Below are 13,295 nucleotides of genomic sequence, written 5' to 3' on the forward strand. Positions count from 1 at the left end.
TCGGTGAGCACATCCCCCAGCCACTTGTTGGCGCTGAGCAGGGTGATCTGGGTCTGACTGCTGGCAATCACCAGCGGCATAGACTGCTGGGTAACCTGCTCGAGTGCATTCCCCAGAGTCTCCTGACTACGAAATGTGAGAAGTGAACTGGCCACCATCACGGCCACCAGGATCGCGAAGCCAAGGTAGACTCGCTGCAAGATGGAGAGATCCGACATTGTTTGTTTCATTATTGTCCCGCTGTATATGCAAAAGTCCCTTGCCTGAGTACCCCGTCCTTTTGATACCCTGCAGACCACCCTGAACAGGCGTTGCAGATGACGTCCCTCTGGCTATCGGTATTTTTAACAATAACTGAAGGGAATGGGACATCAGCTGTGTCAAATGTCGGCTTGTGTCACACTTGGCGTGCTGCTCGCCCCCCTTTCGGGAGCCGCTTGGGGTTCTAGTTCAATTTTCTGTTTCATATAAGGGAGTTAGCCATGGCGCAAGAAACCATTTTCAGCAAAATCATCCGTAAAGAGATCCCCGCCGACATCCTTTATCAAGACGATCTGGTCACCGCATTCCGGGATATCCAGCCCAAGGCCAAAACCCATATTCTGATCATCCCCAATGTGCTGATCCCCACCGTCAATGACGTGGAAGCCGAACATGAACTGGCCCTTGGCCGGATGTTCACCGTGGCCCGCAAGCTGGCAAGCGAGGCGGGCATCGCCGAAGATGGCTACCGCCTCATCATGAACTGCAACCGCCACGGCGGGCAGGAGGTCTACCACATCCACATGCATCTGGTCGGTGGCCAGCCGCTGGGACCGCTGCTCAGCCTGTAATGAATCGCCACGCCTCAACCTGCCGCAGCGCCCTGTTGCTCTGCGGCGCCCTGCTGTTGCTGGAAGGCTGCGCCTCCCGCTGGCAGGATATGTTCGTCTCCTACTCCGATCAGATGGTGCCCCTGCGCAACCAGCTGCTGCTGGGCCATGCCGCCGAGGCGCTGCCCGAGGTGCGTGACTCCACCCTTGGGGATGACACCTTTGTCCTCGATCGGCTCGAACAGGGGCGTATCGCCTGGCTGGCGGGTCAGGATGCGGGCAGCAAGCAGGCGTTCACCGCCGCCGACAGCCGCCTTCAGTGGGAAGACAATCAGGCCGAATACCGGCTGAGCCACGGTCTGGATCAGGTGGGCAGTCTGCTCACCAACGACCAGTCGATGGCCTATCTCACTCCCGATTACGAACGCACCATGCTGCACCACTATCTGGCCCTCAACTACCTGCAACGGGGTGATGCCGATGGCGCCCTGGTGGAGGTGCGCCGGGCCAATCAGGTGCAGGAGCAGGCCCTGAAACGGCGAGCCGATGAGGTGCGCAAGGCGAAGGATGAGAGCGAAGAGGCCGAAGCAGAAGGCGAGATGCGCCAGCTGATGTCGCGCGGCGCACCTGATCTCGACCGGTTGATCGGCAAGGTCAAAAACGGTTTTCAGAACGCCTACACCTTCTATTTTTCCGCCGTGCTCTATGAGGCGGCCGGGGATCTCAACGATGCCTGGGTCGACTATCAGCGCGGCTACCAGATAGCGCCGGACAACCGCAGCCTGCAAGATGCCTTGCTGCGTCTGGCGCGGCTGCGTGGCTCACCGGACGAGATCCGCGAGACCGAGAAAAAGATAGGCCGCAAAGCACCGCCGCTTGCAAAAGATCAAGGCCAACTGGTGGTGCTGTTTGAAGATGGTTTGATCCCGGCACGGCGCGAACTGTTCCTGCCGCTCCCCATCTCCACCTCCCGCGGCGATTTTCGCACCTTTACCGTCGCCATCCCCTATTACGATAATCGGACCAGCGACACCGGCCCGCTGACGGTGGAAGTCGGCAAGCGGGTCGAGCAGACCAGCGAGCTGGTCAGGCTGGAAGCGCTGGCCGCCAAAGATCTGCAGGAGCGGCTGCCCGGCATGCTGACCCGCCAGGCGCTGCGACTGGTGGCCAAGGAGCAGATGCGCCGCACCGCCGCCAAAGAGGGAGGGGATGTGGGCAATATTCTGGTGGGGATCTTCAACACCCTCTCCGAGCGGGCCGATACCCGCAGCTGGCTGACGCTGCCAGCGCAGGCATCGAGCTGGCAGGGAATAGTGCCGGCCGGTGACATCAATCTCACCCTGGGCGCGGGGGCAGCGCAGCGGCAATTGCCGCTCACCATCCACAAGGGACGCACCACCCTGGTCTGGGTACAGCGCCTCGGCGCCGGTCTGACCACCCGGGTGATGCCGCTCTGAGCAGATGGCGAAGATAGATGAGCAAGACAATTAACCGGGCAGGCTCACACGCGGCCCCACTCACCCGATTAAGGAGAGCAAGATGAAAGCATACGGGTTGGCCCTCGGGCTCGCGCTGCTGCTGACCGGCTGCGCCACCAACACCTCCGGCGTGGCGCTCTATGGCCCGGCGGGCGGTGCACCCACGCTGGAGCAGCATCAAAACGTCAACGTCACCCTGACCGAGCTGAGCCGCCGCCAGCAAAATGGCCTGCTGCAGGTCAATGTGGCCGCCGCCAGCACCCAGCGCGGCGATAACAAGCTGCAATATATCTTCTATTGGTATGATGAGGCCGGTCAGGAGGTCGCCAGCGATGGCCGCGGCTGGACCCCCATCAAGCTGCATGGCTATCAGACCCGCACCCTCTCGGCCCTGGCGCCCAGCCCGGCGGCGCAGGGTTACCGGATTTACGTACGCGAAGTGATTGAGGAATCCAACTGATGAAAATGAATCATGCCCTGCTGATATTGACCTCTGCATTGCTATTGGGCGGCTGCTCCAGCACTACCGTCAGCTATGGTGATCCCACTGAAACCGAAACTGTCACCGTCGATTACGGCTCAAGTGACCTGCAGGCCATCGCCGACAAGATGGCGGACTCCATGCTCGCCTCCCCCGCCACCAGCGAGATCACAGCTGGCGGTCGTCCGGTGATGTTTATGGACTCCATCCGCAACAAGACCTCCGAGCACATCGATACCGAAGCCATCACCGATACCATCCGCACCAAGTTGCTGCGGGCCGGCAAATTCCGCTTCGTCGACATGAGCAAGGTGGCCGCCGTCAAGCAGCAGCTCGAATACCAGCAGAGCAGCGGCATGGTAGACCCGGCTTCCATGGTACGTCTGGGCAAGCAGACCGGTGCCCGCTACATGGTCTATGGCAACCTCGCCAGCATCGTCAAAGACAATGGCAAGGTGAAAGATATCTACTACCAGATGACCATGAACCTGATGGATCTGCAAAACGGCGAACTGCTGTGGGCCGATCAGAAAGAGATCCGCAAGCAGGCGAAGAAGTCCACCTTTGGCTGGTAACAGGCTCCTGGTGACAGGCAACCGTGATCCGCTACTGGCCAGCCTGCCCGCCCCCTGGCGGGAGGGGCAGCTGGAACCACTCGGGTTAGGCCTGACCAACTGCAACTATCGACTGCGCCTCCCCTCGGGGCGCAGTTACTTTTTACGTCAGGGCCACTCCGACCCGGTGCGCCTTGGCATCGACCGTCCCACCGAGTGGCAGCTTTATCAGGGGGCGATGGCAGAAGGGTTGGCGCTGCCCTGCCACTATGGCGATCCCGCCAGCGGTCTGATGCTGCTCGAATGGTGCGATGAGCCAAACTGGGTACACGCGGCGCCACCGACAGCCGATCAGCCCCGCCTGCTGGCTGAGGTGCTGCGCAAGCTCCATCGCCTGCCGCTGCCTGCGGTAGTGATGGCGGTGCGGGCCCACGCCGCGGGCTATCGCGCCCGACTGGCCCGCATTCCCTCCTGGCTGCCCGCACTGGAGCGGAGCTTGCTCGCCTGCAGTGAGCCAAATGATTGCTGGCGCCCTTGCCACCATGATCTCAATCCGGCTAACTTGTTGGGAAGCAAGCCTTGGGTCATCGACTGGGAGTATGGCGCGGCAGGTCACCCCGGCTTTGAGCTCGCCAGCATCCAGCGCACCCATGAGTGGCCCGCCGAGCGGCGCGACGAGCTGGAAGCGCACTATCTGCAGGCCATGCCGCGCCACCAGTGGCCCGATTTTCAGAGCGAGGCATTTTTACCCTGGGTCGACTATATCGGCCTGCTCTGGGCCCTGCTGATGGCAGAGCAACAGCCCTCACTCGACTATGACACCCTGATCGCCATCAACCGGCAACGACTGGAGTAACAGATGATAAACAAGGTGCGTTGGCACAAGCCGAAAACCTGGGGTCTGCTGCTGATCGGCCTGCTGCTGACCGGCTGCTCCACCCGGGTGATCTACTACTGGCTCGATACCGCCATCATCTGGCAACTGGATGACTACTTTGCCCTCTCCTATTCGCAGAAGGATCTGCTCAGCCGCGAAGTGAAGGGGCTGATGGCCTGGCATCGCCAGCACGAACTGCCGCGCTACGCCAAGGATCTCGACGCGCTGGCCAAGGCAGTGGCCAGCCCCATGACGCCGGAGCAGATCTCGACCAACCTCGATGCGGTGCAGCAGAGCCTGACCCGCACACTGGAAAACACCATCCCCCGTGCGGTCAGGCTGGCGCGCACCCTGACCGACGAGCAGGTGGCACGCTTTATGACAGATCGGATCAAGCGGCAACGGGAGCGGCAAAAGGACTTTGCCACTGAGCCCAAAGAGCAGATGCTGGCGGAGTTTCGCGACAAGATGAACAAGCGGCTCAAGTTCTGGATTGGCGAGGTGAAACCGGCACAGGCGCCACTGGTGGCCCAGTGGGCCGAATGGCAATACGAGCTGATGCCCCCCTGGCTCGAGTTTCAGGAGTCCTGGACCCAGGAGCTGGACAGGCTGATGAAGCAGCGCCAGAGTCCCGACTTTACCCGCGAGCTGACTGACCTGCTGGCCGAGGGGGATGGGCTGATGGATGGCCGCTTTACCGGCTATACCGAGCAGTCGCGCCAACGTACCGTCAACTGGCTGAGCGCCATGAGCCAGTCGCTGGATATCTCCCAGCGGGCCCATCTCTACTCCCTGCTCAAGGGCTACGCCCGCGACTTCAAGCAGATGAGCGGCAGCTGACGAGCGGCACCGAATGGTGCCATGCGCCCAGGGCTACCTTGTTCAAACCGGGCACTTATGGTAGTTTGCCCTTCCTATTTATCGGGAATTAACCTTTGCGCCTTATCGACAAAGTAAAACTGGTGCTGGTCACTCTGGTTATCGCCCTCACCCTGCTTTGTTCCATCGCCCGAATGGAAGGCCCGCTGCTACCCGCATCTGCCCAGAGTGAACAGCAGCAGACTCAGGTGTTCAATCAGCTTAGCGACAGCGACGATGGCATCATCAAGTTTGTCGGCAGCCATCAGAATCACCTGCTGCGTCTCGAACAATCCCTGCGCAGTGACAACCAGCCCAAGAGTGTGGTCTACGAGCTGATCCAGAGCTGGTCGGCCCAAGCCATCCTGCTGTTGCTGCTCGGCTGGCTGATGCTGGCACCCGAGCTCTATCACAAACAGAGTTTTCGTGATCGCTTCGGCGCGATCCATCGGCGCCATCTACAGCGCCAACATCTGCAATACCGCTTCACCCAGAGCTATCTGAGCGCCTGACCCCGGAGGGGCTGGCACATCCACTGTTTGCTCATCTCCTCTTCCTGACGGATCCGGCGGCTGCCTGATCCGCATCTGATGCATCCCATTTTTTTCGCCTTGCCGAGCCTTGATGCTATCGGCCAGGGCACCATTCTCCTGACAGAGGCTTGTTTGCCATGAGAAAGAGCAATCGCACCGTTCTCAACCGCATGAGCAAGTGGCAGTACGCACTGCTGCTGTTGATGCTGTTGACCTTTACCTTTTACTCCCTGCCTACCTTTTTCGGTGAGCAGCCCTCCCTCGGCCTGCACGGACAGCAGCGCCTGACCACCCAGCAACAGATGCTGCTGAGCGACAAGCACCTGGCACCGGTCAAGGTGATCGAACAACCTGAGCGAGTCGAGCTGGTCTTTGCCAGCCAGGGCGAACAGCAGCGCGCCAAGCAGTTGCTGGAGCTGCAAGGGGTCGACAGTGCCGCCCTGACCCTGGAGTTTCACTCCAACGCGCCGGCCTGGATCACCCGCCTCGGCGCCGCTCCCATCAAGCTGGGGCTCGACCTGCGCGGCGGCTCCCAACTGCTGATCGGGGTGGACGTGGACTTTGTCATCGACAATCAGACCAAGAATCTGGTGGACACCCTGCGCACCCGCTTCCGTGAAGCCAATCTGCGCGGCGCCAACGTCACGCGCACGGCACAGGGCGCCGTAGCCGTCACCCTGCCGGAGGTGGCCGAACAGGATAGCTGGCTCTCTATCATCAAAGAGAGTGCCGGTACCCGTCAGGATCAGTGGAAGCTGACCCGCTCCGGCAATGATCTGAAACTGGTGCTGAGCGATGCTGAGCACACCCTGCTGGTCAACAACGCCGTGACCCAGAACCTGTCGATCCTGAAAAAACGGATCAACGAACTCGGCATCGTCGAGGCCTCAGTGGTGCGTCAGGGCCAAGATGGCATCCGTATCGAACTGCCCGGGGTGCACAACCCCAAGCAGGCGAAAGAGGTGATCGGGGCCACCGCCTCGCTGGCCTTCTACGAGGCCAAAGCCGATAGCCACTTCTATATCGCCGATCGCAACGGTCAGGCCGTCGGCATGGCACGCAAGCCGGTACTCACCGGCGAGCACATCGTCGATGCCCGCGCCAACATGGGCGAGATGGGTCAACCCCAGGTCAACATCGTGCTCGACACCCAGGGTGGCAGCAAGATGAACCAGTTCAGCCGCCAGCATGTGGGCAAGCCGATGGCAACCGTCTTCACCGAGTACAAAACCAACGCTCAGGGCAAACTGCGCGCCCAGAGCGAGGTGATCAACGTCGCTACCATCCAGACCGCCCTTGGCAACCAGTTCCGCATCACCGGCATTGGCAGTCTGCCGGAAGCGCAAGAGCTGGCCATGCTGCTGCGTGCCGGCGCCCTCACCGCCCCTCTCAAGATCCTGGAAGAACGCAGTATTGGCCCGACGCTGGGGATGCAGAATATCGAGGCGGGCTTCACCGCGCTGGCCTTCGGCATGGCAGGCATGATGCTGTTCATGATGGCCTGGTACCGCAAATTCGGCTGGGTTGCCATCACGGCGCTGGTTGCCAACCTGTTGATGCAGGTCGGCATGCTGGCAGTGCTGCCGGGTGCCGTGCTGACCCTGCCGGGGATCGCCGGTCTGGTACTGACGGTGGGCATGGCTGTGGATACCCATGTGCTGATCTTCGAGCGGATCAGGGACCGTCTGCGGGAAGGAGGTTCACTGGCCAACGCCATCGATTTTGGCTATCGCTCGGCCTTCCACACCATTTTTGATGCCAATATCACTACGCTCATCTGCGCCGTGGTGCTCTACTCCATCGGCTCCGGGCCGCTGCAGGGCTTCTCCATCACCCTCATTCTGGGTCTGCTCTCCAGCATGATCACCGGGATCTGGGGTACGCGCGCCATCATCAACCCCCTCTGGGGACGCAGCAACGAGCGCACGCTGAAGGTGTAACGGGACAGCAGTCCCTCTGATGAGCGGCTTTGACTGCGCCATCGGCCATGGATATGGCCGGAGCGGCCAAAGCAGAACACTATTTCCCGGCGTGTCGCGACACGTCGTGATGGGCCAACAGCCTGATGCTGGCTGGCCAAGGAGAGAATTATGTTGAGAATGATCGTTGCAATGGGATTGACCCGTTGGCGCTATATCGGCCTGTGGGCTTCCATCCTGCTCACCGTGGCCAGCGTCGCCATCTTGCTGATGAACGGCCTGACATTGGGGCTCGATTTTACCGGCGGGATCCTGCTGGAGTTTCATATCCAGACCCTGAAAGAGGCCCATGAGCTCAATGCCATGCTGGTCTCCCCGCTGGCGGGAGCCGTTGAGCTGAGTTCGGCTGGTATTCCCGGCGAGTGGCTGATCAAGCTGCCCCCCCACGAACTGCCCTGGCCCGCGGCAGATCTCGCCACCATGCTGACCCAACAGCTGGGGATGCCGGTCGAGTTGCTGCGTACCACCATCGTCGGCCCTCAGGTGGGTGCCGAGCTGTTCCAGCAGGGGATGCTGGCGGTGCTGGTGGCTTCGCTGGCGATGTCGGCCTATCTGGCGTTTCGCTTCGAGTGGCGTCAGGCCATCGGCATCCTGCTCTCGGTGGTCCATGACGCCATCGTAGCGCTGGGGCTGCTGTCACTCTTTCAGATCGAATTCGATCTGAACATCATCGCCGGTTTGATGGCGGTGATCGGCTACTCCCTCAACGACAGCATCGTCATCTCGGACAGGTTGCGGGATCTGCTGAGCTCGCGTACCCAGATGGGGATCCACGAGTGCTCCGATGTGGCCATCAAGGCAACCTTCAGTCGCACCATGATCACCTCGGGCACCACCCTGTTTACCGTGGGCGCCCTGCTGCTGTTTGGTGGTGACGCCCTCTACGGCTTCTCCTTCACCCTGTTTGCCGGGATCCTGGTGGGCACCGTCTCTTCCATCACCGTCGCCTCGACCGTGCAGGAGCTGCTGGGCCTCACCCCGCAGGCTTACCAGAAGAAGAGCGAGGAGCCACTGGCCAACGCAGCCTGAACCTTGTTAACCAGGCCCGGCTCACCAGGCCTCAACAAACCGGGCCCCTGCCAACCATTGGCAGGGGCTTTATCATCCCTCCTCTCTCGCCGCCCATTTTGTCGTTCGGCTCGCCTCAATTGACAACTGACCATATTGAAAGCAATGACGGATCAACCCGTCATTTTTAATAACAAAAAGGTCATTTTATTACGTCAGAAACCATAAAATGTGACTGAAAGCACTTTCTTGAGGGCTCAAAGGAGGCAACATTGTAGTGATTTATCTACAAAGGGATATGAGATGTTGTTACAACCTGCCAATACAGCAAAATCCAGACAGTTGCTGAACGAGACCATGGCTTTGGTACTCGCAGGAGGGCGGGGTAGTCGCCTCAAACAGTTAACCGACAACCGTGCAAAACCTGCCGTTCATTTCGGCGGCAAATTCCGCATCATCGATTTCGTGCTCTCCAACTGCATCAACTCCGGCATCCGTCGGGTCGGTGTCGTGACCCAGTACAAATCCCACAGCCTGTTGCGCCATCTCCAATCGGGCTGGTCTTTCCTGCGCTACCAGATGAACGAGTTTATCGATCTGCTCCCTGCCCAGCAGCGGGTGGATGAGGTGAACTGGTATCGGGGTACCGCCGATGCGGTCTACCAGAATCTGGATATCATCCGCGATCACGCCCCCAAATATGTGGTGGTGCTGGCAGGCGATCACATCTACAAGATGGATTACGCCGCCATGCTGCTCGACCACGTCAATATGGGCGCCAAGGTGACCGTTGCCTGCATCGAGGTGCCACGCAGTGAAGCAAGCGCCTTCGGGGTAATGGCGGTGGATGATGATCGCAAGATCAATGCCTTCGTCGAAAAGCCTGCCAACCCGCCCGCCATGCCGGGCAAGGCCGACACCGCGCTGGCCTCCATGGGCGTCTATATCTTCGATGCGGAGTATCTCTATCAGCTGCTGGAAGAGGACATTGCCAACGAGCAGTCCCATCACGATTTCGGCATGGACGTGATCCCCCGCGTGGTGAAAGAGGGCACCGCATTCGCTCACCCGTTTGGCATGTCCTGTGTCGGCTGCTGTCCGGATCGCCGCCCCTACTGGCGCGATGTGGGTACCGTGGACTCCTTCTGGGAGGCCAATATGGATCTCGCTTCCGTCACGCCTGAGCTGGATATCTACGATCAGGACTGGCCCATCTGGACCAGTCAGAACATGACTCCTCCCGCCAAGTTCGTGCAGGACCGAAACGGCCAGCACGGCATGACCATCAACTCCATGTTTGCCGGGGGCACCATCGTCAGTGGCTCTTTCATCCTGAGTTCGGTGCTCTTTACCAATGTGCGGGTCGACTCCTTCTGCACTCTGGATCAGGCCGTTATCTTCCCGGGTGTGGAGATTGGTGCCGGTTGCCGACTGCGCCGGGTGGTGATCGATAAGGGGTGCAAACTGCCGGAAGGCACGGTGATCGGTGAAAACGCCGATGAAGATGCACGTCGCTTCCACCGCTCCGAGCAGGGCATAGTGCTGGTCACCCAGGGGATGCTCACTCGCCTGAACAAAGAGCTGCAGGGAAAACAAAAGCGCTGATCCACAGCCAAACGGGATCCCCCTTCCTACCGCAAAGGGAGCCATGATGGCTCCCTCTTTCTATGGCTGACCAGATAGCCACCTCACACCATCATTGCCATCGCGTAGCTGTGCTGCAGAGATGACATTCACTGTGGTCGAACAGCTGGACAATGCAACCTTTACGCCCTTAGGTTGTAAAGATTAAATTACAAAACAACCATTACCCCTCCGAAAAGCCCTCTGTATTATTCCTGTTCGCGCTATATAGCAGCTCCTTTATCTGACTTTTTAGCTATAAACCCGCTAGTTTCACTTGATTGTTTGTTTTTCCTTGGTAAGGTGAGGGCGGTTGCGTAACAAAGCAGGTACCAGTGTAAACATATAGGTACAACCGCTTTTGGCTTAATACAGTAGAGAGAATGAAATCATGCAAAGAGACCCCCTGAACAACATCCATATCCAGTCCGAACAAGTGATGATCACGCCTGCCCAGCTCAAGGAGAAGTTACCCATCTCCGACAAGGCGCTGGCATTCGTGCAAGGGGCCCGCAATACCATCGCCGACATCATTCACCGCCGCGATCACCGGCTGCTGGTGATCTGTGGTCCCTGCTCCATCCACGATATGGACGCCGCCAAAGAGTACGCAACCAGACTCAAAGCGCTGCATGATGCCTATCAGGACTCTCTCTACATTGTCATGCGGGTCTACTTTGAGAAGCCGCGCACCACGGTCGGCTGGAAAGGCTTTATCAACGACCCCAATCTGGATGGCACCTTCGATGTGGAGCTGGGGCTGCACCGTGCCCGCGAGCTGCTCTGCTGGCTGGCGGAGCTGGAGTTGCCGCTGGCCACCGAAGCGCTCGATCCCATCAGCCCGCAATACCTGGCCGAGCTCTTCTCCTGGTCAGCCATCGGCGCCCGCACCACCGAATCCCAGACCCACAGGGAGATGGCGTCCGGTCTCTCGATGCCGGTCGGCTTCAAGAACGGCACCGACGGCAACCTGGGGACTGCCATTAATGCGCTGCAGGCGGCCTCCTCCCCTCACGCCTTTATGGGGATCAACCAGCAGGGCCAAGTTGTGTTGTTGCAGACCCAGGGCAACCCGGATGGCCACGTGATCCTGCGCGGCGGCAAACATCCCAACTACGACTCGGTCAACGTGTCGCTGGCGGAAGAGGCGCTGGAGAAAGCGGGCCTGCTGCCGAGCCTTGTGGTGGATTGCAGCCACGGCAACTCCAGCAAGGATCACCGTTTGCAGCCCAAGGTGGCCGACAACGTCATCCACCAGATCCAGGAGGGCAACCGCTCCATCATCGGGGTGATGCTCGAATCCAACCTGTTCGAGGGAAACCAGTCCAGCGAGCAGCCCAAGGAGCAGATGCACTACGGGGTCTCCATCACAGATGCCTGCATCGACTGGGACACCACCGCTACCCTGCTGGCCCGCTGCCACAACCAGCTGGCTGACCCCCTCAAGGGCAGAACTGCACGATAAGCCGTGGTATCTTGTCGTAACCTATTGAACAATCGAGGTATCACCGCTGGTGGCATCAAGCCGCTCACACCGTGATACCTTGTTGCATCTTGAATTTCAGGGCGCCGCCGCTCGCGGCGCCAGCAGGGACTGGATATGGCTGAAGAGTTGAATGTACTCAGGGACAAGATAGATGCGGTGGACAAGCAGCTGATCGATCTGCTTGCCGCCCGTCTGGCCCTGGTGGGAGAAGTGGGTGAGGTAAAGAGCCGCCACGGCCTGCCCATCTATGCACCGGATCGGGAAGCGAGCATGCTGGCCCGCCGCCGCGCTGAGGCTGAGCAGTTGGGGGTGCCGGGCGATCTCATCGAAGACGTGCTGCGCCGGGTGATGCGTGAATCTTATGCCAGCGAGAAAGATACCGGCTTCAAATGCATAAAGCCGGATCTTGGCAAGGTGGTCATCATCGGCGGTCAGGGCCAGCTTGGTCGGCTGTTCGGTCATATGTTCAGCCTCTCAGGCTATCGGGTCGAGACGCTGGAACAAGCCGATTGGCCGCGCGCTGACGAGATCCTTGCCGGAGCCGGTCTGGTGATGGTGGCGGTGCCCATCGATATCACCTGCCAGATCATCGACCGGCTCGGCAACCTGCCCGCAGATTGCCTGCTGGTTGATGTCACCAGCGTCAAATCAGCGCCGCTCGAGCACATGCTGGCGGTGCACCAAGGGCCGGTACTGGGACTGCACCCCATGTTCGGGCCGGATGTGGCGAGTCTCGCCAAGCAGGTGATCGTCTGCTGCCAGGGTCGTGACCCCGCCGCCAGCCAATGGCTGCTGGATCAGATGACCATCTGGGGCGCCCGCTTGCAACAGGTAGAAGCCAAGGCCCACGATGAGGCGATGACCCTCATTCAGGCACTGCGCCACTTCGCCACCTTTGCCTATGGCTGGCACCTCTCCCGGGAGCAGGCCAATCTGGATCGCCTGCTGAGTTTGAGCTCCCCCATCTACCGACTGGAGCTCGCTATGGTGGGGCGGCTGTTTGCCCAGGATCCCCACCTCTATGCCGACATCATTTTGTCGTCACCGCAGAATCTGGCGATGATCCGTCGCTACTACCAAAACTTCGGCGAAGCGCTGGGGCTGCTGGAACGGGGGGACAGGGATGGTTTCATCGAGGCTTTCTCGCAAGTTTCCGGTTTCTTCGGCGAGCATGCCGACCAGTTCCTGCGTGAAAGCCGCATGCTACTGGCCCAGGCCAACGACCGCCGCCAACACGGCTAATCCCGCAAAAGCAGTCACCGCTCATATCACCAAAAAAGGAAGATACTCAGGCATCTTCCCTTTTTTGTTTATTACCGATTTCAACGCTAACTCAGTCGCGAGCGGCGACACATCAAGTACCTACCGCTGATTGGCCTCACAATACCCTGCGCTGCATCACATCCACCAAGCATGCCCCTTCCATATCCGCACAATCCGCGCAAATAGCACCGCCCCTTGCAAGGGCTGCCAGATTCTCACAGTCAAACCAAGCTGCTGCGAGCAATTGCTGTATGACGTAAAGGAGAGCAGAGCCCTCCTTATCAAAGAGATAAAGCAAGAAGCAAGAAGCAAGAAGCAAGAAGCAAGAAGCAAGAAGCAAGAA

13 protein-coding genes and 1 pseudogene are annotated in these 13,295 nt (G+C 59.6%); 12 read left to right on the plus strand and 2 right to left on the minus strand.

Going from position 1 to position 13,295, the window contains the following annotated elements:
- Nucleotides 1–230 (minus strand): annotated as a pseudogene (locus AACS18_RS23605) (methyl-accepting chemotaxis protein); the annotation flags it as partial.
- A 252-nt stretch (nt 231–482) separates the two neighbouring features.
- On the opposite strand from AACS18_RS23605, the gene hinT reads away from it, so the two are divergent.
- The 12 genes from hinT to tyrA all read left to right on the plus strand — a co-directional run bounded on the left by hinT (nt 483) and on the right by tyrA (nt 12,931).
- Nucleotides 483–833 (plus strand): purine nucleoside phosphoramidase, encoded by a 351-nt coding sequence (hinT, locus tag AACS18_RS17320; RefSeq protein WP_021231009.1) that lies wholly within the window; start codon nt 483–485, stop codon nt 831–833.
- Nucleotides 833–2,269, plus strand: a complete 1,437-nt coding sequence (locus AACS18_RS17325) for a COG3014 family protein (RefSeq protein WP_181363314.1) — start codon at nt 833–835, stop codon at nt 2,267–2,269. The genes hinT and AACS18_RS17325 overlap by 1 nt, the downstream gene beginning before the upstream one ends.
- An 82-nt stretch (nt 2,270–2,351) precedes the next feature.
- Entirely contained in the window at nt 2,352–2,750 is a 399-nt protein-coding gene (locus AACS18_RS17330) for a YcfL family protein (RefSeq protein ID WP_108612840.1), read from the plus strand.
- The gene (gene lpoB / locus AACS18_RS17335; RefSeq protein ID WP_108612841.1) at nt 2,750–3,346 is read left to right on the plus strand and encodes a penicillin-binding protein activator LpoB; all 597 of its coding nucleotides are present in this window, start codon (nt 2,750–2,752) and stop codon (nt 3,344–3,346) included. Before AACS18_RS17330 ends, lpoB begins: the two co-directional genes overlap by 1 nt.
- Nucleotides 3,347–3,356: 10 nt before the next feature.
- Nucleotides 3,357–4,181, plus strand: a complete 825-nt coding sequence (locus tag AACS18_RS17340) for a choline/ethanolamine kinase family protein (RefSeq protein ID WP_258228759.1) — start codon at nt 3,357–3,359, stop codon at nt 4,179–4,181.
- A gap of 3 nt (nt 4,182–4,184) precedes the next feature.
- Nucleotides 4,185–5,042 carry a DUF6279 family lipoprotein gene (locus AACS18_RS17345; protein ID WP_108612843.1) on the plus strand — a complete coding sequence of 286 codons (858 nt, stop codon included), beginning with the start codon at nt 4,185–4,187 and terminating at the stop codon, nt 5,040–5,042.
- A 95-nt stretch (nt 5,043–5,137) separates the two neighbouring features.
- On the plus strand, nt 5,138–5,572 hold the full coding sequence (locus AACS18_RS17350; protein ID WP_108612844.1) for a hypothetical protein: 435 nt from the start codon (nt 5,138–5,140) through the stop codon (nt 5,570–5,572).
- Nucleotides 5,573–5,730: 158 nt separating this feature from the next.
- The gene (gene secD, locus AACS18_RS17355; RefSeq protein ID WP_108612845.1) at nt 5,731–7,533 is read left to right on the plus strand and encodes a protein translocase subunit SecD; all 1,803 of its coding nucleotides are present in this window, start codon (nt 5,731–5,733) and stop codon (nt 7,531–7,533) included.
- Between the two features lie 150 nt (nt 7,534–7,683).
- Entirely contained in the window at nt 7,684–8,601 is a 918-nt protein-coding gene (secF, locus tag AACS18_RS17360) for a protein translocase subunit SecF (RefSeq protein ID WP_181363315.1), read from the plus strand.
- 282 nt (nt 8,602–8,883) lie between these two features.
- Nucleotides 8,884–10,185, plus strand: a complete 1,302-nt coding sequence (glgC, locus tag AACS18_RS17365) for a glucose-1-phosphate adenylyltransferase (protein WP_005334047.1) — start codon at nt 8,884–8,886, stop codon at nt 10,183–10,185.
- Between the two features lie 409 nt (nt 10,186–10,594).
- Nucleotides 10,595–11,668, plus strand: a complete 1,074-nt coding sequence (locus tag AACS18_RS17370; protein WP_108612847.1) for a 3-deoxy-7-phosphoheptulonate synthase — start codon at nt 10,595–10,597, stop codon at nt 11,666–11,668.
- A 135-nt stretch (nt 11,669–11,803) separates the two neighbouring features.
- The gene (gene tyrA, locus AACS18_RS17375) at nt 11,804–12,931 is read left to right on the plus strand and encodes a bifunctional chorismate mutase/prephenate dehydrogenase (protein ID WP_108612848.1); all 1,128 of its coding nucleotides are present in this window, start codon (nt 11,804–11,806) and stop codon (nt 12,929–12,931) included.
- Between the two features lie 136 nt (nt 12,932–13,067).
- Here tyrA and AACS18_RS17380 read toward each other — a convergent pair.
- Nucleotides 13,068–13,295: hypothetical protein (locus AACS18_RS17380; protein WP_219927985.1), on the minus strand; the 228-nt coding region annotated here is incomplete at its 5' end.

It is taken from the genome of Aeromonas sp. HMWF015, from assembly GCF_963878965.1.
GTDB lineage: Bacteria > Pseudomonadota > Gammaproteobacteria > Enterobacterales > Aeromonadaceae > Aeromonas > Aeromonas veronii.

Coding starts and splice junctions, on each gene's coding strand:
- AACS18_RS17345 (WP_108612843.1), top strand. CDS start 4,185: ATGATAAACAAGGTGCGTTGGCACAAGCCGAAAACCTGGGGTCTGCTG.
- AACS18_RS17330 (WP_108612840.1), top strand. CDS start 2,352: ATGAAAGCATACGGGTTGGCCCTCGGGCTCGCGCTGCTGCTGACCGGC.
- lpoB (WP_108612841.1), top strand. CDS start 2,750: ATGAAAATGAATCATGCCCTGCTGATATTGACCTCTGCATTGCTATTG.
- glgC (WP_005334047.1), top strand. CDS start 8,884: ATGTTGTTACAACCTGCCAATACAGCAAAATCCAGACAGTTGCTGAAC.
- AACS18_RS17370 (WP_108612847.1), top strand. CDS start 10,595: ATGCAAAGAGACCCCCTGAACAACATCCATATCCAGTCCGAACAAGTG.
- AACS18_RS17325 (WP_181363314.1), top strand. CDS start 833: ATGAATCGCCACGCCTCAACCTGCCGCAGCGCCCTGTTGCTCTGCGGC.
- secD (WP_108612845.1), top strand. CDS start 5,731: ATGAGAAAGAGCAATCGCACCGTTCTCAACCGCATGAGCAAGTGGCAG.
- hinT (WP_021231009.1), top strand. CDS start 483: ATGGCGCAAGAAACCATTTTCAGCAAAATCATCCGTAAAGAGATCCCC.
- secF (WP_181363315.1), top strand. CDS start 7,684: ATGTTGAGAATGATCGTTGCAATGGGATTGACCCGTTGGCGCTATATC.
- tyrA (WP_108612848.1), top strand. CDS start 11,804: ATGGCTGAAGAGTTGAATGTACTCAGGGACAAGATAGATGCGGTGGAC.